Genomic DNA, 24,344 nt, shown 5'->3' on the forward strand with positions numbered 1-24,344 from the left:
TCACTATACTGGAAAAATCTTACGTATGACGATGCGTGTTTGTAAGCTTTTTGTGTCTGTTCCTATGATTTTGGTGAATTCAACCATACGGGAAACATAAAGACCGGTAAAAGGCATCCCTTTACCAGTCTTCGCATGACTTGATATACTTGCGGCTTACCAAAGCGTCTGAAATCACCTCGGTCGGAATGATGAACCATGGAGAGCACATAAATTATTCGTTGAATGCCATAAGGGTCTTTACAAGCAGGGTAGCGTAAAATTCCGAACCCCTGCGGTTCAAATGCACGCCATCCCGGGAAAAGAAGCCGTCTTTGCCTTTGCTGGCCGAATACCAGTCTACTACCGCAGCATTGCTGAATTCATTGGCAACTTCTGCGATATCCCTGTTAACGGCAGCCTCCCATTGCCGCGGAACACGCGTATTCACCAGCAGGACCCGCTTGTCGCCGCCCAGCGACTGCAGCAGAGATCTTAATTGCTTTTTGTTAAAAGGCCCGTTGGTGCCGAGCTCGATGATAATCCGGTCGCCGAGCCGGCCCTGGGCTTTCAACCGTTCGACCACATCCCCTGCCTGACGCATTTGCCGGCCGACCTTGCCGTCCACGACGATGCCGGGAAGCATCTTTTCCAGGAAAGGCGCGGCGTCCAGCATGACGGAATCGCCGATGGCGGTGATGCCTTTGCCGGAACGCGGCAGCGGATCAGTGGTCTTGGCTGCGGCTGAAGCCGGCCGCCCGTTTGGCTCTTTTGCTTCCATAGCCTCAACCGGCTTGTCCGCTGGGTTATTCGGTGCGATCGCCGCGCTGTCGGTCTTGTCATCCTTCTTTTCTTTCGCCTTTTCATTCATTTTCACATTCGTCTTTTCTTCATCGGGCTCATATGTACGCTGCACCGGTTGAGCAGTTGTTCTTCCCGCTTCAACGATATGTGCGACCGGCTCAGTCTTGTTCAAGACGTAGTAACCGCAAGCGGCCATGATCAAAATCACGGGAATAAGAGTGCTTAGTACGATGGGGCGAATAGTTCCTTTTCCGGCAAAAAACAATCGGCTTCTTTTCAATCTGAATCCTCCTCTATGAAACGGTACTTCTTCGATATATTGATAGGAGCATCGAAGGCAGCCCAAAACTTTCGAAGTAGGATACTTTATGATAGATAAGCCATTAATTATTCATATGAAATAGCAATGATAGAAAGACTCCGGTGAACCAACGTAATCCGGTGTGACGCTATATTTCCAGGCACTAGGGAATCTTCCAACAAAACGGTATCCGGAAACGTTATAATAAATAACAACCGATTGAAAAAGTGCCGGATATCCCTTCCCGTCGCCTGAGCCAGGCACTAACAAGGGCCGGATCATTTCCAACCGAAAGGAGAATGGCTATGGATTTTCGTAACCCTCCCGGACAGTATGACCCCGACGTTCACAAGAAGCGCCACGATGAAAAGGCAAATCAAGGTGCCGGCCGCGGATTTCTCTGGAACCTGGTCAATCTGCTGATAGGTCTAGCCATTGTGGCCGTGATCATCCTGTTGGTATGGCTGTTTTGATGCACGGAACTAATCGGTGGGAAACGTCGGGCCTGTCCGCCACCCGGACTACCGGAAGGAATGCAAAAACGGGCTTACCCCATCTCTGCCTCGAAGCAGCAGAGAGAGGTAAGCCCGTTCATTTTTTACATCACAGCGATGCCTTTATTTGAATTCAGGCAGCCAGCTGCCGTGCGCCTCGATGAGATCGTCGCACAGCGCCACGATATCGTCGATGGACAGCTCCGCAGACGTGTGCGGATCGAGCATGGCCGCATGGTAGATGTGCTCTTTTTTCCCGGTGACGGCCGCTTCGACGGTAAGCAGCTGCGTATTGATGTTCGTGCGGTTCAGCGCGGCCAGCTGCGGCGGCAGATCGCCCACGTACGTCGGAGTCACGCCGGAGGCATCCACCAGGCACGGCACTTCGACGCAGGCTTCCTTCGGCAGGTTCGTGATCAGTCCGGTGTTCATGACGTTGCCGCCAATTTTGAACGGATGGTTCGTCTCCATCGCTTCCATGATGTAGGATGCATACTCCTTGGAACGGCTGTGCCCGATGCTTTCGCTCGCAAACAACTTCTCGCGCATTTCCTTCCATCCGTTGATCTGGTTAACGCAGCGGCGCAGGTATTCGTCGAGCGGAATGTTGTATCTTTCAATGAGTTCGGGATAATTGCGCTTGATGAAATACGGATGGTATTCGGCATTATGCTCGGACGATTCCGTGACATAGTAGCCGAAACGCAGCATCAGCTCGAAGCGCACCATGTCATGATGCTTCTCCTTCTGCTTCTCGGCGGCACGGCGCTTGATTTCGGGGTACAGGTCCACCCCGTCCTTCTTGACCTCGAGCAGCCAGGCCATATGGTTGATGCCCGCGATTTTGGATTCCACGCCGGTCGGATCCATTTCGAGCGTTCTGAACAGGTCGGATACGCAGTGCTGCACGCTGTGGCACAGACCGACCGTTTTCACGCCGCCCACGGTGTTCATGACGTTGGTCAGCACCGCCATCGGGTTCGTGTAATTGAGGAACCAGGCGTCCGGACAGACTTCCTGAATGTCCTTCGCGAAGTCCAGCATGACCGGAATCGTACGCAGGTTGCGGAAAATCCCGCCGATGCCCAGCGAGTCGGCAATCGTTTGGCGCAGGCCGTATTTCTTCGGTACCTCAAAATCGGTGATCGTACAAGGGTCGTACCCGCCTACCTGGATCGCGTTAATGACATATTTGGCGCCGCGCAGCGCCTCTTTACGGTCCGTGTACGCCTTGATCTGGCATGTGCTGCCCAGCGTCTCCTTGATGCTGTTCAGGAGCCGTTCCGAATCGTTCAGCCGCTCCATGTCGATATCGAAAAGGGCCAGCTCAAACCCCTGCAGCGCCGGAGTTGACATGACGTCTCCAAGCACGTTTTTTACAAATACCGTACTGCCTGCACCGATAAACGTAATTTTGGCCATATTGATTCAATCCCTCCCGTAAATGTTGGCTTTCTTCAAGCCCATCGCATGACCTAAATATATAGGCCCGGCCCTGGAAATAACATGGAGCAACCCCTGCAATACCTGTCATAATCCCATTTTAGAATTCGCTTTCATCTCGTTTTACAGCCGTTTTACCTGTTATAATGTAAAAAAAATGTCTATCGACGTACCTTCACAGAAGACAGACCGCTTTTAAAGGTAATTTTTCTTGCAATATCAGGAAGCCATGGCTCTGGAGTTTATACTTTCTGATATTATAAAAAAAACGTCTATTGACGTACCTTCATAGAAGACAGACCGCGTTTAGCGGAAGTTTTTCTTGCGAGACAGACGGGAGGGACTCAGAGCGCAAATGACCCGGATCAATGTCGACTACTATATGCCCGCCTTGCAGGGCCAAACGGATCTCCGCCTGCACTTTTTCGGCATGGAGGAATGCCTGCCGAACCATTCGTGGGGACCCGGACTGCGGGATGCCTACATCCTGCACTATGTGCACAGCGGCACGGGGACTTTCACCACCGGCGGCACCACCTACCGGCTCGGCGCGGGACAAGGATTCCTGATCGTGCCGGATATGCTGGTGCAATACACGGCCGACGAGTCGGATCCGTGGACGTATACATGGTTCGGCTTTCAAGGTGTGCTGGCCAAGACGCTCCTGCAGCGCGCCCACCTGAATGCGTCCCATCCGGTCTACGAGGCAGGTCCGGACGGCGGCTTTCCGCGGTTTTACGGACAGCTGCGCGCCGCGATGGAAGGGCCCGGCGGCGACGTGCTCAGCCAGGGCATCCTGTACGGGCTGCTCGGCGAGCTGATTCGGGACTGCCGTGACAACGGCGAAGCCCCGCGGCCTACCACCTCGAAGGAAGCCTACGTCCGCAAGGCCGTCGGCTATATCGAGAGCAGCTACAGCCAGAAGATCAGCATCCAGGACATCGCCCGTTCCGTCGGGCTGGACCGGACATACCTGTCCGGCCTGTTCAAGGACCAGTTCGGTGTGTCGCTGCAGGCGTTCCTGCTGGAGTACCGGATGAAGCGCGCTGCTGTGCTGCTGCACAACTTGGAGCTGTCGGTAAGCGACGTATCCCGCTCGGTCGGCTACACAGACCCGTTCCTATTCTCCAAAATGTTCAAAAAAACGATTGGCTGCTCGCCCCGATCCTACCGGGATCAGCAGATTTCCTCTGGCAGCTGAGGAGCAGATCATTCTGCAAAGACATTGCAGGCTCCGGCTTTCGGCCCGTCGACTGTGCACTTTGAGGTGTCCGAAACGCCGGCTGAAGATCGTCCCCAACGCCAACGCCACGCCAAAAAAAGCCCTCCAGTCCTATTAGACTGGGAGCTCCTTGGCTCTACAAATCGGCTGCCTGCCACTCATGGCTTATCCCTGACGCAGCTCCGCAAACCGCGTGCGGTATTGCGCATATTTCCCTTCCCAGATGTCCTTCCGGGAAGCAATGGTCCGACCGTCGAGCAGCGCCTCGATAACGTCCAGGCAGACATCCCATCCGGCAACGTCCTTAGGCGTATGATCGGTGACTTGGACGATCGTCTCGATCAGGACGAGGCGGCAGCCCTGCTGCTCGGGATACAACTCAAACCGGACGCGGTCCTTCGCCCAGGTATACTCAAGTACCGACAGGGGCTTCAGCTCCAAAATTTCGAACTTTTCATAAGTACCGTCCTGCATATCGAATGAGATGACTCCGCCTTCACGCAAATCTTCGACGCGAAGCTCCGCAAACCACTGCTTCAGCTGGTCATTCTCGGTCAGTGCCGCCCATACCTTCTCCACCGGATGCTTCAAATGCCGCACGAACCGCACGCGGGTTCCCTGCTCGTCCTGCTCAACCACAGCCAATTCATTGGAATTCACGGCTGATCCTCCTTTTTCACATGCTCCTTAAAGTTTGTCATTCCGTCAGGATACCCAATCGAACTAAAATTTTGCCATACCCCTGCGGCGGTTATTTCCTGCTCAGGGCTCATCTTCATTGAGGAAGCGCTCCAGGTCATCCAGCTTGCTGGACCAGAACCTGCGGTAGGGCCCGAGCCAATCGTCAAGCTGCTCCAGCGGCTTTGCGTTCAGGCTGTACAGCCGCTTCTGGGCATCGCTGCGGACGGTCACAAGCCCCGCTTCCCGCAGAATCCGCAAATGCTTGGACACCCCCGGCTGGCTTAGGGACGACAGCTCCACAAGCTCCCCCACAGAGCGGTCCTGCACTCGCAAGTATTCCAGAATGCTCCGCCGGTTCGGTTCGGATAACGCTTCAAACAGTTTGTCCGTGTTCATGTTTATTATATTACCCTTTGGTTATATAAATGTAAAGGAATATAAAGAATAATGCTGTATCGTTCTTCCACCACAAAAGGGCCATCCCTCCAAGGCTCAGCACACGCTTCCTCGGAAGAAAGGCTCCAAGGAAAAAGCATACGGCTGCCTAGTATGAGATGTCCCTAAGGTTACAGGGTCAGGGTTTGCATTTTAGTTAAATCCGGCAGAGCTACCGCTCGGCACCATCGGCGAATACCGATGTGCCCCGTAAGCGCGCCCAATCGGCTACCCGGGCGGGATCGCCTTCCCACAGCCGCTCCCTGCCCCACTGATTCGCCTCGGGCTTGCCTTCGCATTCCACGCGGATCACCGGGAAGAGCCGCGTCGGCGCCTCCCGCGGCAGCCCGTGAATCCACAGCTCATCGCCGTTCTGTTCGAACGCGAGCTCCTGACCTGTGGTCAGGAGCGTGACGCCCTTCACCCGGGTGTTCAAGTCGGCCAGCCTCATGTCCGGGCGGCCATCCCAGAACCGGATGATCAAATACAAGTTATTGCCGCGGGTCGTCTGCCGTCCGCGGGTGATAAACTCGGTGACGGAGCCTCCGTCCGTGCCGTACACCGCCTCGCCGTGCACCTCCAGCCAGCGCCCGATCTCCAGCACACGCTTCACGAATTCAGGGGGGAGCTGACCGTCCGCCGTCGGGCCGACGTTGAGCAGCAGGTTGCCCCCGTGGCCGCCGCCTTTCTCGGCGCTTTCGCAGAGCATATCAAGCAGCACGTCCGCCGGACGCCACCGCTCGCCGATTACATGGCTCCAGAGCCGCCACGTCGTCACCTGGCACGACTCCCACAGCCGCTTCTGCTCGGCATGGATCACATGCTCCGGGGTACCGAAGTCGCCGAGCGTATCGGAATCGCCGGCACCCACGCCCCCATCGGCCCGATACCCGTCATGAGCGGCGGAATAACCGAGCCGGTTGTTGATAAGAATATCCGGCTGCAGCGCCCGCATTTCCTCCACCAGCTTCACACTTTGCAGATCATCCGCATTCCGCGGCCATACTCCGTCGAAGAAGAAGTGGTCGATCTTTCCGTAGTTCGTCAGCAGCTCTTTGACTTGGGCGTGAAGATAGGCACGGACCTTCTCCCACCCCTCCGGATCCTTGGCCGGACCGTCGAAATACGCCGGCAGCCGCCAATCGATCCACGAATAGTACAGTCCGATCCGCAGCCCCTCCTTGCGGAAGGCCTCGGTGTATTCACGGACAAAATCCCTTTGCGGAGCCTGCTTGGCGCTGGAGTAGTCCGTATAAGCGCTGTCCCACATGCAGTAGCCGTCGTGGTGCCGGGTCGTAAAGCAGGCATATTTAAACCCGGCTTTTCTCGCCGTATAGGCCCACAATTCAGGATCGTAATGCTCCGGGTTCCATGCGCAGGCCTGCTCCGCATACTCCTTGTGGTCCAAATGCTCACGGAACAGCACCTGTTCCCCGCGCCCGTACTGCGCGTAAGGCCCCCAATGGATAAACATCCCGTAACGGCTCTCGGTAAACCACTTCCATTTGTCCGGAACGGTAAAGGCTTGCGATTGAATAGCGGTCATGATCGAAGTTTCCTCCTTACGATTGGGTCTCGGATGTCACGGATTTGCGCGCATCATACGCTTCCTGGTAGATCTCCAGGTACCGGTCCAGCCCCATGCTCTTCAGCGTCGACTGGTACTCGTTCCACTGAGCGTTGAGGTCGGCGTCGCCGATAATGAACCGCGCCATCATTTCGTTCGTGTAATCGAAAATCGTCTTGGACAGGTCAGCCAGCTCCTGCGATTGGTCCACTGTAAAATTGAGCGGCGGCAGCACCGTCTCCACCTTGACACGATAAGGCTCGTATTTGGTCTTCGTCTCGTTGTACAGGATCGATTCCAGCGGGTTCTCCTTATCCTCCACGGCGCCGAGGCGCAGCGAATTCGGACGGTAGGCGATGCCTGTTTGCGCCCAGTGCTTGTTCTGCGTCACCCCGAATTGGGACATGTCTTTATAGACCGCCTGCTTGCCGTTTAATCCAATTTCGCCGTCTTTGGCCCATCTCCAGTCCTTATCCGGCTCCCCGATCGTAGAGCGCAGCGTCGTTTCCCGGTCGTACAGGGCGTCCGCGAAGCGGAAGGCCGCCGCCGGATTTTTCGCCTTGTTCGTGATCACGAACTGCCCCGGAGCCACCTGGTAAGGATCGTACTGCGTCACCTGAAGCCCTTCCGGGCCTTTCAGCGGAGGTACGGCGACATAATCCTTCCACCGGCCACTAGCACCGCTCAGTTGGGTGAGCACGCTCATATTGGGGCCGGAGGCGGCGCCCAGAATCGGCACGTCCGGATTTTCCCCCAGCTGAACGAGCTGCGCGGGATCCCGGGTCAGCGATTGCGGATCCATCAAGCCTTCGGCGTACAGCTTGTGCAGGAAGGCCAGCCCTTCCTTCCAACCGTCCTTGACGAACGGAACGTCGACTTTGCCCTCATCATTCACATACATCCGCGTATACGGTGCATACGTGAAAGAGTTCATCAGAAAGTTTTCCACGCTCGTCGTCAGGGTTGAATTTTGCGTCGTTTGCGGCGCTCCCGAGAACGGGATTTCGTCGGCCTTCCCGTTTTTATTCGGGTCTTGGGTCTTGAACGCCTTCAGCACCTTATAAAATTCATCGATCGTGGTCGGCATCTCCAGATTGAGCGCCTTCAGCCACGGCTCGTAGATCCACAGCTTCTGGCGCATGGAGCAGTGGTAGCATTCGTTCGGAGCCGGCAGGGCGTAAATGTTCCCGTCGGCCGAGGTGATCGTCGGTTTGACCAGCGGACTTTCCTCAAACATTTTTTTCGTATTCAGGCCGTATTTCTCAATGTAATCGTTCAGAGGAAGAATGACCCCCTGTTCTCCGTACAGCGCCTGCTGCTCCGGTGTGACGTTCATGCTCATGATGACGTCCGGCAGGTCGCCGCTCGCCAGCGCCAGGTTGAGCTTCTCGGCGGTGGCGATTTCCCACTCCACATGAATATTCGTTTTCTCCTCAAAGTATTTGGTGAATTCGTTTGTGTTGAAATCTTCGACGGCCGGATTGGCGCCGATCATGACTTTGAGCGTTAGTTTGTCGTTCACGATCGGGAACACGCCCGCATCGCTCACAGCTTCACCGGCACCCGGCTCCGCCGCCGGCGCACCCCCCGAATCCCCGCTGCCGCATGCGCCGAGCAGGCCGATCATGACCGCGGATATGAGTAGCAAAGACAGGAACTTTCTTTTCACACCGATCATCTCCTTATCCCTTTAATGAGCCGATCATGACGCCTTTTACCAGAAATTTCTGAACGAAAGGATACACGACCAGAAGCGGAAAGATGGAAATCACAATCAAGGAATACTTCAGCAAAATTTTGAGTGCCTCCCTGCGGGCCGCATCCTGCGGATCGGCCGCCAGCATCGCCGTGTCGACATCGTTCTGGATCAGAATATCGCGAAGCACAAGCTGAAGCGGGTAGTGGTCCTGGGATTTCAAATAAATCATCGCGTTAAAATACTGGTTCCAGTTGGCCGACGCATAATACAGCGTAATCACGGCGAGAATGGGTCCCGACAGCCGGATGACCACTTTCCACAAAAACTGGAAGTCATTGCAACCGTCCAGCCGTGCCGCCTCCAGCAGCTCATCCGGTATGGACATTTGAAAATACGTCCGGGCGATGATGACATTCCAAACGGTCAGCGCTCCCGGAATGATCATGGACCAGATCGTATCGAGCATACCGAGCTCCCGCACCAGCAGATAGCTGGGGATCAGTCCCCCCGTAAACATCGTCGTGAACATGAACAGAATCATGAATACGTTTTTGCCGTACAGGTCTTTACGGGACAGCGGATAAGCGGCCAGCACCGTCAGGAAGACGTTGAGGGCGGTGCCTGTCACGGTGTAGACGACGGAGTTTTTAAATCCGGTCCATACCATCTTGTAGTCGAACACGGCGGCATAGCCTTCCAGCGTCGGACGAACCGGCCACAACCATACCTTGCCGGACACAACGGCATTGGAGTCGCTGAAAGACGCGCTGACGATGTACACGATCGGATAGAGCACGCTGATAAAAAACAGGGTGACGATGGCGCCGTTCACGAGTGAGAACACCTTGTCCCCCCGGGAATCATTGCGCAACGTGCCGTTCATGGGCTTCCCTCCTTACCACAGACTTGCCTGCTTCGACTGCTGAGCGATCTTGTTGACCACGATGAGCAGCACCAGGTTAATGACCGACTTGAACAAGCCGATGGCAGTTGAGTACGAGTAATTCGCCACCTGCGAGGTCAGACCGACCTTGTACACGTACGTGTCGATAATCTCGGATGCCTTCAGGTTAATGGGGTTCTGGAGAAGGAGCACCTTCTCAAAGCCGACGTCGAGCACATGCCCGGTGCTTAGGATCAGAAGGATGATCGCCATGGGCATAATGCCGGGCAGGTCGATATGCCACATCCGGCGCAGCTTGCTGGCCCCGTCGACCACGGCCGCTTCATGCAAGGCAGGGTCGATCGCGGCAAGCGCCGCAATGAAAATGATGCAGTTAAAGCCCGCATGCTGCCAGACATCCGACCAGACATAAATGGAAGAGAACATCGAAATCTCGCCCATAAAATTGACCGGCCCCACACCGATAAAGCCGAGCAGCTTGTTGACGATACCCGTTCTCGGGTCGAGCAGCTCCCGGATAATCCCGACGATGACGACGATCGAGATGAAATGCGGGGCATACGTGACCATCTGCACCGCCCGCTTGAACACCCGCCCCCGCAAATAGTTGAGGCCGAGCGCCAGCAGAATGGGAAACGGAAAGCTCGCAGCCAGGTTGTAAAAGCTGAGGATCAGGGTGTTTTTCAAAATCCTCCAGAAGTCGTACGAGTGGACAAAGCGCTCAAAGTGCTTCAGCCCGACCCACTCGCTTCCCCAAATGCCTTTGGTCACAATAAAGTTCTTGAAAGCGATTTGTGCGCCATACATGGGTACGTACTTGAAAATGATCAAATACAGGAGCGGCAGCGCCATCAGCACGTATAACTGCCAGCTGTGGATCAGCTTCTTTACGGCGGGTCTCCTTCCCGTCCTGCGCGCTGCCCTGGTCTTTCGCTCGGTCACCGACAAGCTCATTTCACTTTCACCCCCTTGAATGGACCCAGCATAGACCGGGACCGCCCAAGGTGTAAATTGCCTGTTCCCCGGCGGGTTTACCCTCGTTCAGAAAGGCCGTTGACCTTTGCCCGGCTTGTATACATTTGGTTAGATTCGGGCGTATTTGCCTTAGGCAGCCGGCCGCTGGCGAGGTATTCTCGTGAAAGCGAAAAGGCCAGGAAATCCCTGGCCCAAAAACGCTTATGCATCCTGACGGTGAAGAGGGGATGCCGGTTTCTTATGTGCGATATCGCGGTACGCCGTTGCGCTGATGCCGCTGCCGCGCTTGAAGGCCCGGCAGAAGGTGCTGGACGCGTGGTACCCGACCTGCTGCGCAATATCCCGGATCGGCAGCCTGGTCTCGGACAGCAGCTGCTTGGCTTTATCCATCCGGATGTTCTCAACGTATTCGGAAAAATTGACCCCTGTCTGCTCTTTGAAAAATTGCGACAGATACCCCTTGGATATATTCAGATGATCCGCCGCGGCATCCAGGCTGAGATCAGCCTGTCCGTACTGGTGATGAATGTAGTCCACTGTATCGCGGATCAATTGGACGTTGCGGCTCTTCTTGCGCCGATCGATGTCGTCCGAAATTTCCGCGAATCTCTCCGTAGCGTTATCAAACGCCTGCTTCGGATGATTGGCCGTGCCGAGCTGCTGCAGCAGCTGCCTCATGTCCGCCTGCTCCTTCACCATCAGCTGATCCTGCACTTTGACCAGGCAGCCGACCAGGTCAAGAACGAACAGCTGCTGCATCGCCAAGGGAAGGTGCCTCTCCTCGAAATTTTCCCGGTACAGGGAGGCGAGCAGCTTCCGGACCTCCTCCGTTTCGCCTGCTTTGATGTAATTCATAAGGCGGTTTTCCGATTCCGCCGGAAAATAAAAACCGCGGTGATCATGGGCCAGATCCTCGAACCAGACGGACTGGCCGGCCCCGGACTCATACAGCCGGGGGAGCGCCTGCCTCGCTTCTTCAAAGGACTCCGGCACTTCGAGGAGCGAGGTGCGGTAGCCTCCCACCGCAAAGCCCGCCTGGAGCCCGTGGCTGCTGATTTCCAGCGTCAGCTGCTGCAGCTCCCGTTCCACCGTCCTTCGGAAGGTGCCGGGATCGCCTTGTCCGTTGACGAACAGGACGGCGATTTTATCCTCGGCGACCGGGTAGGTGAAGGGACAGCCCTTCAGCGTCCGGCCCAGCATATCCTGGATGAGGACGCGTTCGATATCGAGCTCCCGCAGCTCCTCCTCCTGAAACCGGTGCCCGCCGCGGTGAAACTGAACGATTCCGACGGCGAAGCCGCTGCCCTGAATATCGGCGTTTTGATGCTTCAGCAAGGATTCGACGTGTTCGGCCATCAGGTATTCGCCCTGAAGAAGCCGCCCGAAGAACGACTCCCGCAGCAGCGGAGCCTGCCGCTCGATTTCCTGCTGCAGTTCGTCGTTGTTGTCGATCAGGCGCGCGAGCGAGTGCTGGATATAGCCGTACATATCCTTCGGCCGCTTCAATTCCCCGCCGTTCAGCCGGGACGTCAGGGCAGACGTGATGTTCACGATCGGCCTGCCGCTTCGGGTAGCGAACAGATAGGCAAGGATGAGGCCAAAAATCAGGAACGCAAGAAGAATGGTTACGGTGGTATGCTTGATGGCCAGCACTTTGCTCAGGACGACATGGGGCGGCTGGGCGACGACATAGGACCATCCGTTGTAGGACGAGGTGGTATAGGTCATCATCATGCCGCCGGTAGCCGCTGAAGCTTCGATCACTCCGGATTTCGCTCCCGGCGGCAGGCTTTGCCGGGTCACCATGCCGCCGCTTGACAGGGATGTAACCAGGCGTCCTTTCTCATCCACGATGGATACCCAGCCCCCGTCGGATATGTCGATTCCACGAAGAAGCGACTGCAGGCGCTGGTTGTCCACCAGAATCATCAGCGCCCCCTGAATATGACCGGGGTACCCGAGAGACTGGACATAGGTCAGCAGATCCGTCGTCTTGCCTTGATACACCGTGGATCCGGACGACATGATTTCCCGGTTGCGGAAATGGCCAAGGAGATCGTTCCTCCAGGTCGTGTAATCCTTGCTGGGTTCAGAGAACATGTAACGATAGAACGAGGGAAGTTCATAAGTGGAATCCGGGGATAGCGCCAAATCGCTATTTTTGAAGATCAGATAGTAGTTAAGAATAAAACCATTGGCTGCATTGTAGCTGTAGAGGCTTTTTTGCGTCCGGTACACCTTGTACGCCGTCGTGTCCCGGAACGGTTCCTTTACCTGCTGAAAGCTTTGAACGGCCGCATCGCTTTGCAGCTGCAGGGAAATCCGGTTAATCTCGTTGAAGCGGCTGTCGACCGTTTCTTTCACCTGATCCAGCATCTGCAGGTTGCTGTGCGTGACTTCCTTTTTCACCACGTCATAGGTTTGCCTGTAAAACAAGGCCCCTGCAAGCAGGGTAAACAGCATGAACAAGAAATAAGGGATCATGAATCGAACGAAAATGTACTGGATTTTCCATCCATTGGCCCATCGCATGGATCACTTCTCCTCTCTTCATTCTGGGATGCCGATTCGACAAAACACATCGCGAAACATGTCTAAATAACCATATTGTAAGTGCTTTCATATTTTTTATCAACGAGTTTGTAAGGTTATATGACATACAAAAAAGCAGCCGAAACCTTCGGCTGCCTCCATCTTACACAGAACCTCAGCGGGTTCCCACGTTAAAATCCACTTCCTCGATCAATTCGATAATTTCGCCGTTCGGGCTGTGCAGGACCGCATTGCGGACCCTAAGCGGCGGCTCACCCAGCTCCAGATTCCCCGGCTCCACATAAATTCGCGCCCCGTGAGCGAGCGCCTTGTCCACCATCTCGTCCACATGATCCACGTAGAATGCCAGATGCAGCAGGGCGCCGTGCTTTACTTCCTCGCGCGAAGGCGCCTTATCCCCCTCGGCCGGAACCTCGGCGCCGCGGTCGAACACCTCAATGCAGGTCCGCCCGTCAGGCGAAACTAGCATCGAAGCCGTCTTAATTTTAAACGCAGGCAGGCTCCAGGAGTGACCGACCGTAAACCCGAGAACCCGGATATAAAAATCAAGCGTTCCTTCATAATCCTCTGCCTGAATGGCCGCATGGGCCAGTCCTTTCACGCTCATAACCATCTCTCCCTTTGTGTTTTTCGTACCGTTTTTATTTTATAGATTCATTTTCGCGATCGACATGCATGGAATAAGGAATTGGTCCTTCCCGATTTGCATAAAATAAGTTATTTTCGTATGCTTACCTTATCTTTAGATCAAGTTACAGGAGAGATGGCGAATTTGAGCACGACAGTTGACGAGATCGACCTGAAAATTTTAAAGCTTCTGCAGCATGAAGCGCGAATGCCGATCGCCCAGATCAGCAAGCAGATTGCCATGTCCCAGCCTTCCGTGAAGGAGCGGATCGTTAAGCTCGAGGAACGGGGTGTGATCACGGGGTACAGCACGGATCTGAATTTGCGGGAGCTGCAGCGGGGAACGACCTCCTTTATCCTGATGAAGACCGAGCAATGCAGCGAGCTGGTGGAATTTTGCACGCAGTCCAAGCAAGTGACGGGCTTGTTCCGTATCAGCGGGGAGTACAACTATCTCATTCACGTCCAGACGGGGTCCGTGGACGAGGTAGCCGACTTCCAGGACGCCCTAGCAAGGTTCGGCCCGTCGAAATCGCATATCAGCCTGAAAAATATATTGGATCACCGGATTTTGCTGTGATAGAGCCGGTGTGTCCTTATTCTGCCCAATAGGAGGAGAACCGTAATGACGGCACAGCTTGTATTTCGTTAAGTCAGAGCCCCGCCTTCGGATTGCACGGTAACATTTTGGCCTATGTTCAAAATCCAACCGCGAATCAGGAGGATACGATAAATGGATATTCAGATCAGGGAAATGACAGACCGGGACCACCCGGAGCACATTCAGATCGACGGCAGCTTTACGGTAGATTCCGAGCTCGTTTTGTCCGTTACGGACCAAGGGATCGGTTACACGGTTAAACCCGTCGTGCCCAGTTATCAAAAAAGCTACCCCGACGAGGCGGACCAGGGCGACAGCGGAAATTTGTCGGAGTACATCGGCCGTCCGGACCGTGCAGTCTACCTGGCCATAGCGGGAGATCGGGCCGTCGGCCGGATCATGCTGGCGAAAAATTGGAACGGGTACGCTTATATCGAAGATCTTCGGGTGGATCGAGACGCCCGGGGACACGGCATCGGCCGGAAATTGATCGAGCAGGCGGTGCTCTGGGCCAAGGCCGGCCACACGCCCGGCCTCATGCTGGAGACGCAGAGCAACAACGTGCGGGCATGCCAATTTTATGAAAGCTGCGGATTTGTTATTGGAGGCTTTGATTCTTATCTATACCGGGGCTTTAAAGAGCATTCGCAGGAAACGGCTGTTTTCTGGTACCTGCTGTTCTAGCGGTCAAAGGGATGTCAACTCAGCATATAAACCGCGATGAGAATCAGCAACGCAGCCATGATTAAATAATTCCTCGTTCTAACGGGAAGTTTGTTGGCTTTCGGGCCGATGACCTGACGGTGGAAGACGAACAGCAGCATCAGATCTGCAAGCAGCACCAGCAGCACCAGATCCATTCTGCCGTCGATTCTCGCCGTCAGGTTTTTTTCTGCAAACCCGCACACGCATAAACCAAGGAATAAATACACGACATTTCTGACGATTTCTACAAAATTCCAGATAACCTTCATCTCGCGACACCTCGCTTAACTCCATTTTTATCCATCAGGGACTGTTCGATCAGCCGATCGGCAGTCCCATTTCCACCGTCGTCCCCTTGCCGGGCTCGCTTGTAATGTTCAGGATGCCGCGGTGGGAAGCGATAATTTTCTTCACGATCATCATGCCCAGACCGTAACCTTCCAGCTTGGTCGTATGAAATGGTTCCCCGATCCGCTCCAGCACCTCTTCGGGCATGCCGATTCCGTTGTCCATGAACCGGATCCGCTGGTAGCCGCCGTCTGCCTCGAGCACGATGTCGATCCGGCCCCCGCCGGGCAGCGCTTGAATGGCATTTTTCAGGATGTTCAGAAACACCTGCTTGATCTGATTGCGGTCGCAGGAAATTTTCTCTTCCCGGATGCAGGTGCACCGGATGCGGACATTGTTCTTCGCCGCCTCGATTTCGATCAGGCTCAGCACTTCCTGCAGAATCGTCATGCACCAATCTTCCCGGAAGCGGATTTCCTGCGGTTTGCCTAAAATGAGGAACTCGCCAACGATCAGGTTCATCCGGTCCAGCTCCGACATAATCAGGTCATAATGCCGCAGTCCCGAGGTCGGTCCCGCCAGCTGAATAAGGCCCTTGACGGTGGTCAGGGGATTGCGGATTTCGTGCGCAATGCCGACCGCAAGCTGGCCGGCGAATACCAGCTTCTCCGTATTCCGCAGCACCTCCTCGGTCCTCTTCATTTCCGTAATATCCCGCAGGGTGCCGATAATGCGGCAAAGGCAGCCGCCCATATCAAAAACCGGCAGAACGTCCAGCATATAATAGCTGTCGGAGTCCATCTGGGTGTCCTGCAGCTCTACGCCGATGCATTCCTCCTGTCTGGCCAGCACCCGCTCGAAATAGGGGGAAACCAGGCGGTGCTCCAGCACCGGCGTGCCCAGGTATAGATGTTTGTCCCCGCCGTCTAAGCGGAGCATCCTCAAGTATTGATCGTTCATGTCGATAATCCGGCCGGCGGCGTCCGTCACGACAACCCCCTGATAATTCGCCTCCAGCAGCACTTGGTTCAACGTGTGAAGGTGGGCGTTGTTCCGGCGAAGCAGCATTTCCCGCTCAACGGAATCAACCATGGTACACAGCAGGGTCAGCAGGTGCGGATGGGCCGAATCGACCCCGGTCATCAGGGAAAGCGTTCCAAGCACCGCCCCGTCCTCCCGGTGGAAAGGAGCCGAGTAGCAGGCCATGCCATGGAGCGCCTCGAAGAAATGCTCTTCGCCCAAGGTTTGGAACGGACGCTTAAACCGCAGGCACAGCGGGACCGATCCCGTGCCGGTCTCCTCGTTGTAGCGGACCCCCTTGGTAATGCCCAGCCCCGCAATGGCCTCGAGAAACATCGGCTCGCCGTAGCATTCCAGCAGATATCCCCATTGGTCGGTCACCGTGACCAGGATCGGGGTCCCTTGAATGGTCGACAGAAACTTGTTGACGAAAAAAAGAATGATATCAATATATTCCTTATAAAAGGACAACCGTTCCTCCAGTTCCTCTGTGGTGTAGCGCTTGCTGAGAACGGGAAACTTGGCGGGATCGAGGCCCCGCTGCCTGTAATGCGCGTTAAAAGCTGCAATGATCTGCCGATCATCCATTTGGTCTATCTCTTTATCCATTGCCTATACCCCATTTATGCCGATATTCCATCCCAAGATGACGTTCAATTCCCTCTATTCTATCATCCTTTGGGACGAAAGCGTCCGCATAATATGAAGATTTTACCTGAAAATAAATCATCCCCTTCCCGCAGAGCCGTCAATGCCCCAGGAAAGAGGATGTATTAGGATAAGGATAAGCCATTTTCGATCAACGGCCTGTCAGGCGCTTGATAATCTCCCGGCTTTTTTTCAAATACCGGACCGATTGATCGTATTCCCGGCTGGCCACGCCCAAATATAAAATATCGATGACGTTCAGTTGGGTCATCCGCGACGACATCGCGCCGCTGCGGATTTCGTTCTCCGTCGATGACGTGTAGAGCGGATAATCGGCCTGCGCCGACACGGCATTGTTGCCGTACTTGGTGATGGAAATCGTCTTGGCTCCGCAGGCGCGCGCCTCCTTCAGGCATTCGATGACGTGAGCCGTCTCGCCCGAATACGAAATGCCGACCGCCACGTCGCCCGGATTCAGCATGACCGCCGAGGTCAGCTCCAGATGCGGATCGGTAAAGGAATGGCTTGTCTTGTTGATCCGCAAAAATTTGTGATGCGCATCCTGCGCAATCAGATGGGAAGCCCCGAGCCCGTAGAAAAAAATTCGGGAGGCTTGGCTTAACGCCTCCACAGCCAGGTCCACGGTTTTCGGATCAAGAATCGTTACCGTGTCCCGGATCGACTGAATGTTGTTGGCGGACACGGTTTGAATAATTTGCTCCATGGAATCGCCCGGACGAATCTCCCGGTACTCATAGCGCTCCTCGTTCTGGTTCAGGTCCCCGGCCACCTTCAGCTTCAGCTCCGGGTATCCTTTCACCCCCATGGATTTGCACAAGCGGATGATCGCCGCCTGGCTGCCGCCGCTTTCCGCAGACAGCTGCGCTACGGACATGTCGAGTATGCTGTGCGGATAGCTGATAATGTATTCAGCCACTTTGCGCTCTGAGGGCGTAAGGTCGTCCAAAATCTCTCGCAGTCTGACTAGTCCCCCGTTCATGATGCTCTCTCCTTTGCCCGTATCGTATCGTAGCAGATCTCATCCCTGCTCATTCTCGTTCGCATCGTTATCAATCTCTGACGGCGGCGGTAATCGCATTGTGCACCGCCGCCCGCAGCACGCCAACGCTGCCGCTTCGGCCGTAATAGACCCGGTTGGTGAGCAGCACCACCGCCAGGTCCAGATCGGGCTCCACCCACAGGCTGGTCCCGGTAAACCCGGTGTGCCCGTAGCTGCGCGGGCCCATCCAGTCGCCGGAGGCGTCCCAGCGGTCCCCTTTGAGGACCCAGCCGAGCCCCCGGTTTGCCCCGGCGATGCCGGCGGTATGGGTCCGGGTCGCGGCCCTGACGGCCGCCGCCGACAAGACACGCTGCGGCTGGCCGCCCGGCGCGGTCGGCTCTGGCACGGCGCCGCCGGCCAGCCACATCCGCGCATAGCGCGCCAGGTCGCCGGCGGTGGCGAACAGGCCGGCGTGCCCGCAGACGCCGCCGAGGGCGCGGGCTTTCTCGTCGTGGACCACCCCTTGGAGATGACCGCCGGCAGCGTGGTCATATTCCGTCGGGGCGGTCAGCGCCCGCAGCCCGGCTGGCGGGGCGAAGACGGCGCCGGCCATGCCGAGCGGCTCCCAAATGCGCGCCTTGGCCGCCTGGTCCAGAGGCATGCCCGCCGCCTTCTCGACGATCCGGCCGAGAAGGAGGAAGCCGAGATCGCTGTAGACGGCGGCCGTACCCGGCGGATACTGCAGCGCTACGCCGGTGACCGCCTCCCACATTTGGGGCTGCGTCCAGCCGTGCGCGTGGATATTTCGATCCGCCGGCAGACCGGAGGTATGGGTGAGCAGCTGCCCGATCGTCACCTCTTCCCGCCCCTCACCGGTAAACTCAGGGATCCAGGCGGCAACCTTTGTACCAAGCGTCAGGACGCCGTCATCGATCAGTCCGAGCACAAGCGGCAGCGTGACGCTCACCTTGGTCAGCGAAGCACAATCATACAGGACATCCGGCCCGGCCGGGAGCGGATGATCCGAACCCGGGTTTGCGCTCCCCGCTGCATAAACCCATTCCTTCCCGTGCCGGGTGACGGCCAGCACCGCCCCGGGTATTACCCCAGCGGCCATCTCCCGCTCAATGGCACGCCCGGCGGCCTCGAGCCCTTTGGGGTCCAGTCCAAGCGCCTTGGCGCCTTCCGCTATACCAGCGTACATGATCTTCCCTCCCGATTTTCGGCTCCCTCCAGGGTCGTCGGCTGACTTTATAGGCGGCGCAAAAATGTTCAGAACTGACGGAGCATATCCATATACGCTCGCCAATAGGCCAAACAAACTTACCTGTATGCTGCCTTGAGATGTTAACATTTCTGGTGCCTATTATATCGCTTGCGAAATTTTATTTCAACTTACAACGATTATTTAGAAATTTTTATTTAAAGTTTGGCGGAATCCATTGATCCACGGTCATTAAGGACCGTTCCTACTAATGTGTATGACATTTCGTTCATTTTAAGACACTTCCGCCTGGGCATCTGCATAGGATGCAGCAGGTCAATTCCAAACGGAGGTCAACGTCATGAGTGTGCAATATTCAGGCTATCAGCACCAAACGCTGTACCAGGCAGAGCCTCATATGAGCCAAACGCTTCATTCGGCTCGGGAACGCTTCAAGCAGCTGTGCCGCCAACATGTCAATAAGCATGTCCGGATCGAAACGCTGGACGGCGATGTATTTGAAGGAACCCTCTTGCACTGCGACAAGGGTATCGTGTATATCCAAATTCCGCAGTCACCCGGACACCGGGCTTTCATCCCCGGACGCCCCCCTTTCTTTAACCAAACCATCCTGCCTCTGGTCCTGTACGAACTGCTAGTCATCAGCTTATTAGCGTAAGCTCGCCATAACTATGCTCAAATGAGCAAAGAAAGGAGTCATTCCCATGGCATTCATGCCCCCCTTCGGCCCTCAAGGCCAGGTGCAGCCGCCTTCATCCCCGCCGCCGCAATTTACGCCTGCACAAACCGGCGCATCGGCGCTCGCCGTTGATCCCGGCGCGATCTCCGGCTGCCTTTTCCGCAATACGTTCATTTGGCCCGTACGCGGTCCGGGCTTCTGGTTCTATCCCGTCTTCGTCGGCCGGACCTCCGTTGCCGGATTCCGCTGGAACGGATTTTTCTGGATGTACACGGGGCTCGACCTCAGAACCATCCAATCGTTCACCTGCTTCTAGAAACACCTGCTGCACGACAAAGCGGCGGTATCCGGAAAGCGTCCCTGACGCTCCCGGCGTACCGCCGCTTTTTCACGGGTCATACACGCTCAGCATGGATCATACACGCTCAGGATGGCAGCCGCAGCCGTAACCGTCACGCCAGCCTCCGGTATGCCTTCCTGCCAAGAAAGAAGCAGACGATAGCGGCTCCCAGGCCCAGCGCTACCACCGGACCCGCGACCCAAGGATTATACAGCACGGTGGAGGTGGCGCTGATCACGGCTCCTCCCATGCCTGCCCCCGCCGCCAAGCCTAAATGCGTCACCGACGTATTCAAGCTGAGCACGAGATCGGAGGATTCCGGCGCCTGCTGGATAAAGTAAGTTTGAATGGCCGGTGCCGTTACAAACATGGCGAACATCATCACGCCGATCAGAATGAGATCCGGAACGAGCCAGGAGGAAAACGCCGGCAGCAGCGCCAGGGCCGCGGCATGGACGAGCAGACCGGCTAGCAGAATGCGTACGGCCCCCCACCGGTCCACGGCGTAGCCTCCCAGACGGGAGCCGATCACCCCGAGAATGCCGAAGCCCAGCATGGTCACCGCCACGCCTGCGGCGTTCATGTGAAGTACGCTTTGCAAAAACGGGGTCATATAGGTATACATCACCGAATTCCCGGTCTCCCGGAACAGCGTAATGAACAGAGCACTCACGATAACTCCGCTGCCCAGCAGGCGCAGCTGGCGTCCCAAGGAGACGGGCTCATCACCTTCCACGGCAGGGAGAAGCCGGTAAATCGCCGCCATGATCAGCAGGCTCAGCGCTCCCAGCAGGACGAAGATCATTCTCCAGCCGATCCAGCCCGTAATGGCGATGCCAAGCGGGACCCCCAACACCATGGCCAAGCTGAAGCCCAGAATAATCGTGCCGATGGCGCTGCCGACCTTCTCCGCCGGGACGAGCTTGGCGGCGGCACTGAATACAACGACCAGGTACACGCCCGAACCGATGCCCAGAATGATGCGCGACGCAATCAGCAGGACAAATTGGGTGCTGGCGAAGGACAGTCCACAGCCGGCTGCGAAAACCAGCAGCGAACCCAGCATCACCTTTTTTCTGCCGAGACGGGAGGTCAGCGAAATCAAGACCGGCGTGCCGATCGCAAAAGCTAAAGAATATGCCGTAATCAGCTGCCCTGCTGCACCGACGGAAACGTTCATATCACCGGCGATCTCGCTGAGCACGCCGCTGACGATCAGCTCCGAGGTGGCCGTCAGGAAAACGCCCAGCGTCAGTAAATAAATATAGAACCGATTCATTTGTTGGATCATGTTCATACCCTCCATATATACGACCGGCAGCCGGTGGATCCGAGGCATGGCCGGCACATGCCTTGGTTGCACCCTGAAGCCGATACTCATAGAATCAATGAGCGCAAGAGCGGTACAGCGCCGGGCCACGTCTGGCACATCAACGTGCACCGTTCTTTTCGCTTGATTGAATTATATGAAAGGTACAAACAAATCGTAAGAACGCAAATGATTTGGAGATAATCCTACTATTTTGACTAACTAACAATTTGTAAGTGTTTATTCAAGTTACACAAAAAAACCAAAGGAGCCTATCCCCTTCGGTTTGTTTTCTGTCCGTTATATATCACCATTTAATCCGCTTGGCCGTTTCCAGCAGCAGGCTTCGCTCCTCTTCCGCGAGTGGCCAGGTATGGATCTCTTTTTGTATTCGCTCCAGGCTCGTGTATCCTTTGGCTAGTCCGTTCAGCCTGGCGGCCAGCGTGGAACTCACCAGCTCCTCATGCGTCGGATAGAGCCGGCTCAACTGCTCGATCGCATCCGGATGCCTTTTCAAGTAGTATTTCTGGTGGCGGTCTTCCGCCGGGTACCAGGCCGTAAGGGGAGCGATTTCCGTATCCGGCCGTCCTTTGCCCTGCTCCTCGCGCCAGGCCAGGACCTGGTGAATCGCCTTTAGCTGTCCATCACCGCGATAGAGGAGCAGCGACAAATACTGCCTGCCTTTGTAATCGTTAATATTAAAAGGGTTATGATTGTCCCAGAACGCGTTCAGAATGTCGGAAAAGGATATGACGCCAGGGTCATACACGACCTCGACCATCTCTGTATGATCACCCATGTTCCGGTACGTTGGGTCTGATGTCGTTCCTCCTCCATAGCCAACCCGCGTTCGGATCACCCCCGGCATATGGCCAAACAATGCCTCCGGGCTCCAGAAACAGCCCATCCCCAGCGTCACTATCTCTGGAGTAACACCTGACTCTCGAGAATGATGGGATCCGGAATCCTGTATGGGCAATGGTTTCACTCCCTTCAACATTTAGGCGAACATCGTACTGATATCGTCGACCTGGAGGCCGAGTGTGCTGCCGATCAGAAAATACAGCAGCGTCCACACGAACGCCGTCGTGTAAGAGACCAGGGCAAAACGGCGGTAAGCCATCCCTTTCATGCCGACGGCATACGGCGTCACGTTTCGCAGAACAGGCAGGAATACGCTGATGCACATGGCCATATTGCCGTATTTCCGGTTCAGCAGCTCCGCTTTATCGATATACCTGGCCATCCGCTTGGACCTAGTCAGACGGTCGAGCAGGCGGCTTGCCGCCAGACGGCTGACGACAAAGCCGACGGTCAAGCCTGAACAGATCCCCAGGTAAATCGTGATAAACGAAGAGACCGGTGCCAGATGCCCCGTCCCGGCAAGCACCCCGCCGATCATGACCACCACCTCGTTCGGAAGCGGGAGGCCAATAACGCCTAAGCACAATACGAAAAAGAACGCAAAATAACCCACCTGCTCAATGAGTCCCATCAACGTATCCATACTCTTTCGGTTCCTCCCATACCCAGCAAAAATAGTCCATGCTGAAGCCCTGAAGGCACGCTGCCAGACAGGCCCCCCTTTTAACTTATGCCGCCTTCCGGTCCATTGAGAATCCCATCCTCAACAGTTTGACCCTTTCTTAGCCCAGCTCTTCCTTCAACTTCCGGTCAAGCGCCCGGAACGCGTCCCGGATCCGTTCTTTGGGCACCTTGGCATACAAGTCCCCGATGCTGACTTCATAGGAGGACTCCGAATCCCCATTATCTTTCACATAATGATTCAATTGAATGCCTGTTTCGCTGATGATATCCACCAGGAGCGCCTCGATCCGCTCTTTGCCAAGCTGGATATGGACGTGAAACATATTCGATACGGGAACGGCCGGCCTTGTGGTGACGCCGTGGCATTCGTTATAGAGTACTGCAAGCTCTTTGGCTTCCTCATAATACTGCTCCATCCGTCCAATACGCCGGTCAAAATAGTAATCGGCGCTGACTACATAAGGATACAGGCTGAACAGATCCCCGCCGTGCCGTCTCTTCCATACCTTGGACCGCTCTGTAAAATCCGGGCTTCCCGCCAAGACCGCACCGGAAATGCCTCCGATACCTTTATAAAAAGAAACGTAGACACTGTCGAATAGCGAGCAAATTTCCGCGGCGGTTTTTCCATAGTAAGGCGTAACCTCGAACAGCCTCGCTCCATCGAGATGCAGGCGGATGCCCTTTTCGCGGCAATAGGCGGAAATCGCTTCGAGCTCGCCGTAGTCAGGCAGCTGGCCGCCGATTTCGCGCTGGGGCAGCTCCAGCAGGAGACAGGAGACGTCCTCCGGCATCCGCTCAACGTCCTCCAGCCGGATCAGGCGATCCTTGTCCGCCAGAAGCACCGGTTCAATATGATGCAGCTCTTTTAAACCGTCTTCCTCGTGGATTTCCAGGTGGCACAGCGGGTGGTATGCTACCTTCTTCACCTGCTTCTCATCGCACCAGATCCGCAGCGCAATCTGCTGCGCCATCGTCCCGCTCGGGAAAAAGACGGCCGATTCCTTGCCCAAATACGCCGCCAGTTTGTTCTGAAAATCCTCTATCACCTTGCCTTTGCCGTAGGCATCACCACCGAGGGACCCGTCCACCTCCCGGAAGGCCTCCTTCAGCACCTCCAGATTTCGGGGACCGTGCCCTCCCAGTACATATTCTGCCTGCTTGCCTGCTTCTGCCAATGATATTTTACCCGTATTCATTTGTCCGGACCGACTCCCTTTCAACTCGCGCATTGCAACCGGACTATGCATCCGGCTGTTCACGTGACATGTTCAACAACGATCGTTGTTTGCTGTCT

General features: G+C 55.7%; 24 protein-coding genes. 6 read left to right on the top strand and 18 right to left on the bottom strand.

What is annotated here, in order from left to right; all coding sequences use genetic code 11:
- Positions 1-214 precede the first annotated feature (214 nt).
- Entirely contained in the window at positions 215-1,063 is an 849-nt protein-coding gene (locus GCU45_RS15415; protein ID WP_152399560.1) for an SGNH/GDSL hydrolase family protein, read from the bottom strand.
- A 326-nt stretch (positions 1,064-1,389) separates the two neighbouring features.
- Here GCU45_RS15415 and GCU45_RS33805 point away from each other — a divergent pair, with 326 nt between their 5' ends.
- The gene (locus tag GCU45_RS33805) at positions 1,390-1,557 is read left to right on the top strand and encodes a hypothetical protein (RefSeq protein ID WP_167527149.1); all 168 of its coding nucleotides are present in this window, start codon (positions 1,390-1,392) and stop codon (positions 1,555-1,557) included.
- Positions 1,558-1,701: 144 nt separating this feature from the next.
- On the opposite strand, the gene GCU45_RS15420 is transcribed toward GCU45_RS33805, so the two are convergent.
- Positions 1,702-3,000, bottom strand: a complete 1,299-nt coding sequence (locus GCU45_RS15420) for an alpha-glucosidase/alpha-galactosidase (protein ID WP_152399561.1) — start codon at positions 2,998-3,000, stop codon at positions 1,702-1,704.
- 376 nt (positions 3,001-3,376) lie between these two features.
- Between GCU45_RS15420 and GCU45_RS15425 the strand changes: the two genes are divergently transcribed.
- Positions 3,377-4,222 carry an AraC family transcriptional regulator gene (locus GCU45_RS15425; protein WP_152399562.1) on the top strand — a complete coding sequence of 282 codons (846 nt, stop codon included), beginning with the start codon at positions 3,377-3,379 and terminating at the stop codon, positions 4,220-4,222.
- Between the two features lie 186 nt (positions 4,223-4,408).
- On the opposite strand, the gene GCU45_RS15430 is transcribed toward GCU45_RS15425, so the two are convergent.
- From GCU45_RS15430 to GCU45_RS15465, 8 genes are all read right to left on the bottom strand, one after another.
- Positions 4,409-4,903 (bottom strand): SRPBCC family protein, encoded by a 495-nt coding sequence (locus GCU45_RS15430; protein WP_244364091.1) that lies wholly within the window; start codon positions 4,901-4,903, stop codon positions 4,409-4,411.
- Between the two features lie 102 nt (positions 4,904-5,005).
- Entirely contained in the window at positions 5,006-5,320 is a 315-nt protein-coding gene (locus tag GCU45_RS15435) for an ArsR/SmtB family transcription factor (protein WP_152399563.1), read from the bottom strand.
- A 211-nt stretch (positions 5,321-5,531) separates the two neighbouring features.
- The gene (locus tag GCU45_RS15440) at positions 5,532-6,905 is read right to left on the bottom strand and encodes an alpha-L-fucosidase (RefSeq protein ID WP_152399564.1); all 1,374 of its coding nucleotides are present in this window, start codon (positions 6,903-6,905) and stop codon (positions 5,532-5,534) included.
- A 16-nt stretch (positions 6,906-6,921) separates the two neighbouring features.
- Positions 6,922-8,595 carry an ABC transporter substrate-binding protein gene (locus GCU45_RS15445; RefSeq protein WP_152399565.1) on the bottom strand — a complete coding sequence of 558 codons (1,674 nt, stop codon included), beginning with the start codon at positions 8,593-8,595 and terminating at the stop codon, positions 6,922-6,924.
- A gap of 13 nt (positions 8,596-8,608) precedes the next feature.
- A complete protein-coding gene (locus GCU45_RS15450; protein WP_089549307.1) occupies positions 8,609-9,508 on the bottom strand; it encodes a carbohydrate ABC transporter permease in 900 nt (299 codons plus the stop codon).
- A gap of 12 nt (positions 9,509-9,520) precedes the next feature.
- Positions 9,521-10,483, bottom strand: a complete 963-nt coding sequence (locus GCU45_RS15455; protein ID WP_084204012.1) for an ABC transporter permease — start codon at positions 10,481-10,483, stop codon at positions 9,521-9,523.
- 222 nt (positions 10,484-10,705) lie between these two features.
- Positions 10,706-13,036: a helix-turn-helix domain-containing protein gene (locus GCU45_RS15460; protein ID WP_152399566.1), complete on the bottom strand. Its 2,331-nt coding sequence runs from the start codon at positions 13,034-13,036 to the stop codon at positions 10,706-10,708.
- 175 nt (positions 13,037-13,211) lie between these two features.
- Positions 13,212-13,664, bottom strand: a complete 453-nt coding sequence (locus GCU45_RS15465; protein ID WP_152399567.1) for a VOC family protein — start codon at positions 13,662-13,664, stop codon at positions 13,212-13,214.
- Between the two features lie 165 nt (positions 13,665-13,829).
- On the opposite strand from GCU45_RS15465, the gene GCU45_RS15470 reads away from it, so the two are divergent.
- Both GCU45_RS15470 and GCU45_RS15475 read left to right on the top strand, forming a co-directional pair.
- Positions 13,830-14,264: an Lrp/AsnC family transcriptional regulator gene (locus GCU45_RS15470; protein WP_152399568.1), complete on the top strand. Its 435-nt coding sequence runs from the start codon at positions 13,830-13,832 to the stop codon at positions 14,262-14,264.
- A gap of 153 nt (positions 14,265-14,417) precedes the next feature.
- On the top strand, positions 14,418-14,969 hold the full coding sequence (locus tag GCU45_RS15475; RefSeq protein WP_152399569.1) for a GNAT family N-acetyltransferase: 552 nt from the start codon (positions 14,418-14,420) through the stop codon (positions 14,967-14,969).
- A gap of 14 nt (positions 14,970-14,983) precedes the next feature.
- On the opposite strand, the gene GCU45_RS15480 is transcribed toward GCU45_RS15475, so the two are convergent.
- The 4 genes from GCU45_RS15480 to GCU45_RS15495 all read right to left on the bottom strand — a co-directional run bounded on the left by GCU45_RS15480 (position 14,984) and on the right by GCU45_RS15495 (position 19,300).
- A complete protein-coding gene (locus GCU45_RS15480) occupies positions 14,984-15,259 on the bottom strand; it encodes a hypothetical protein (protein WP_152399570.1) in 276 nt (91 codons plus the stop codon).
- A gap of 49 nt (positions 15,260-15,308) precedes the next feature.
- The gene (locus GCU45_RS15485) at positions 15,309-16,907 is read right to left on the bottom strand and encodes an ATP-binding protein (protein WP_152399571.1); all 1,599 of its coding nucleotides are present in this window, start codon (positions 16,905-16,907) and stop codon (positions 15,309-15,311) included.
- A gap of 190 nt (positions 16,908-17,097) precedes the next feature.
- Positions 17,098-17,946: a MurR/RpiR family transcriptional regulator gene (locus GCU45_RS15490; protein ID WP_076173063.1), complete on the bottom strand. Its 849-nt coding sequence runs from the start codon at positions 17,944-17,946 to the stop codon at positions 17,098-17,100.
- Between the two features lie 70 nt (positions 17,947-18,016).
- Positions 18,017-19,300, bottom strand: a complete 1,284-nt coding sequence (locus GCU45_RS15495) for a serine hydrolase domain-containing protein (RefSeq protein ID WP_341874517.1) — start codon at positions 19,298-19,300, stop codon at positions 18,017-18,019.
- 211 nt (positions 19,301-19,511) lie between these two features.
- Here GCU45_RS15495 and GCU45_RS15500 point away from each other — a divergent pair, with 211 nt between their 5' ends.
- Entirely contained in the window at positions 19,512-19,829 is a 318-nt protein-coding gene (locus GCU45_RS15500; RefSeq protein WP_105445196.1) for an LSm family protein, read from the top strand.
- 46 nt (positions 19,830-19,875) lie between these two features.
- On the top strand, positions 19,876-20,166 hold the full coding sequence (locus GCU45_RS15505) for a transporter (RefSeq protein WP_152399572.1): 291 nt from the start codon (positions 19,876-19,878) through the stop codon (positions 20,164-20,166).
- A 136-nt stretch (positions 20,167-20,302) separates the two neighbouring features.
- Here the strand turns inward: GCU45_RS15505 and GCU45_RS15510 are convergent, their stop codons facing one another.
- The 4 genes from GCU45_RS15510 to GCU45_RS15525 form a co-directional block, all read right to left on the bottom strand.
- A complete protein-coding gene (locus tag GCU45_RS15510; protein WP_341874518.1) occupies positions 20,303-21,481 on the bottom strand; it encodes an MFS transporter in 1,179 nt (392 codons plus the stop codon).
- 325 nt (positions 21,482-21,806) lie between these two features.
- Positions 21,807-22,406 carry a peptide-methionine (S)-S-oxide reductase MsrA gene (locus tag GCU45_RS15515; RefSeq protein ID WP_280117556.1) on the bottom strand — a complete coding sequence of 200 codons (600 nt, stop codon included), beginning with the start codon at positions 22,404-22,406 and terminating at the stop codon, positions 21,807-21,809.
- 93 nt (positions 22,407-22,499) lie between these two features.
- The gene (locus tag GCU45_RS15520; protein WP_076173067.1) at positions 22,500-23,006 is read right to left on the bottom strand and encodes a DedA family protein; all 507 of its coding nucleotides are present in this window, start codon (positions 23,004-23,006) and stop codon (positions 22,500-22,502) included.
- Positions 23,007-23,145: 139 nt separating this feature from the next.
- Positions 23,146-24,246 carry a threonine aldolase family protein gene (locus tag GCU45_RS15525; protein ID WP_152399574.1) on the bottom strand — a complete coding sequence of 367 codons (1,101 nt, stop codon included), beginning with the start codon at positions 24,244-24,246 and terminating at the stop codon, positions 23,146-23,148.
- Between the last annotated feature and the right edge of the window lie 98 nt (positions 24,247-24,344).

The sequence above is a fragment of the Paenibacillus cellulositrophicus genome, from assembly GCF_009363095.1.
In the GTDB taxonomy this organism is placed as follows: domain Bacteria; phylum Bacillota; class Bacilli; order Paenibacillales; family Paenibacillaceae; genus Paenibacillus_AQ; species Paenibacillus_AQ favisporus.

Excerpts from the sequence above, each read along its gene's own strand:
- GCU45_RS15490 (WP_076173063.1), bottom strand. The coding sequence starts at position 17,946 with ATGAACGGGGGACTAGTCAGACTGCGAGAGATTTTGGACGACCTTACG.
- GCU45_RS15525 (WP_152399574.1), bottom strand. The coding sequence starts at position 24,246 with ATGAATACGGGTAAAATATCATTGGCAGAAGCAGGCAAGCAGGCAGAA.
- GCU45_RS33805 (WP_167527149.1), top strand. The coding sequence starts at position 1,390 with ATGGATTTTCGTAACCCTCCCGGACAGTATGACCCCGACGTTCACAAG.
- GCU45_RS15480 (WP_152399570.1), bottom strand. The coding sequence starts at position 15,259 with ATGAAGGTTATCTGGAATTTTGTAGAAATCGTCAGAAATGTCGTGTAT.
- GCU45_RS15440 (WP_152399564.1), bottom strand. The coding sequence starts at position 6,905 with ATGACCGCTATTCAATCGCAAGCCTTTACCGTTCCGGACAAATGGAAG.
- GCU45_RS15505 (WP_152399572.1), top strand. The coding sequence starts at position 19,876 with ATGGCATTCATGCCCCCCTTCGGCCCTCAAGGCCAGGTGCAGCCGCCT.
- GCU45_RS15465 (WP_152399567.1), bottom strand. The coding sequence starts at position 13,664 with ATGAGCGTGAAAGGACTGGCCCATGCGGCCATTCAGGCAGAGGATTAT.
- GCU45_RS15450 (WP_089549307.1), bottom strand. The coding sequence starts at position 9,508 with ATGAACGGCACGTTGCGCAATGATTCCCGGGGGGACAAGGTGTTCTCA.
- GCU45_RS15500 (WP_105445196.1), top strand. The coding sequence starts at position 19,512 with ATGAGTGTGCAATATTCAGGCTATCAGCACCAAACGCTGTACCAGGCA.
- GCU45_RS15485 (WP_152399571.1), bottom strand. The coding sequence starts at position 16,907 with ATGGATAAAGAGATAGACCAAATGGATGATCGGCAGATCATTGCAGCT.
- GCU45_RS15520 (WP_076173067.1), bottom strand. The coding sequence starts at position 23,006 with ATGGATACGTTGATGGGACTCATTGAGCAGGTGGGTTATTTTGCGTTC.
- GCU45_RS15495 (WP_341874517.1), bottom strand. The coding sequence starts at position 19,300 with ATGTTAACATCTCAAGGCAGCATACAGGTAAGTTTGTTTGGCCTATTG.
- GCU45_RS15475 (WP_152399569.1), top strand. The coding sequence starts at position 14,418 with ATGGATATTCAGATCAGGGAAATGACAGACCGGGACCACCCGGAGCAC.
- GCU45_RS15460 (WP_152399566.1), bottom strand. The coding sequence starts at position 13,036 with ATGCGATGGGCCAATGGATGGAAAATCCAGTACATTTTCGTTCGATTC.
- GCU45_RS15510 (WP_341874518.1), bottom strand. The coding sequence starts at position 21,481 with ATGATCCAACAAATGAATCGGTTCTATATTTATTTACTGACGCTGGGC.
- GCU45_RS15435 (WP_152399563.1), bottom strand. The coding sequence starts at position 5,320 with ATGAACACGGACAAACTGTTTGAAGCGTTATCCGAACCGAACCGGCGG.
- GCU45_RS15425 (WP_152399562.1), top strand. The coding sequence starts at position 3,377 with ATGACCCGGATCAATGTCGACTACTATATGCCCGCCTTGCAGGGCCAA.
- GCU45_RS15420 (WP_152399561.1), bottom strand. The coding sequence starts at position 3,000 with ATGGCCAAAATTACGTTTATCGGTGCAGGCAGTACGGTATTTGTAAAA.
- GCU45_RS15455 (WP_084204012.1), bottom strand. The coding sequence starts at position 10,483 with ATGAGCTTGTCGGTGACCGAGCGAAAGACCAGGGCAGCGCGCAGGACG.
- GCU45_RS15515 (WP_280117556.1), bottom strand. The coding sequence starts at position 22,406 with ATGGGCTGTTTCTGGAGCCCGGAGGCATTGTTTGGCCATATGCCGGGG.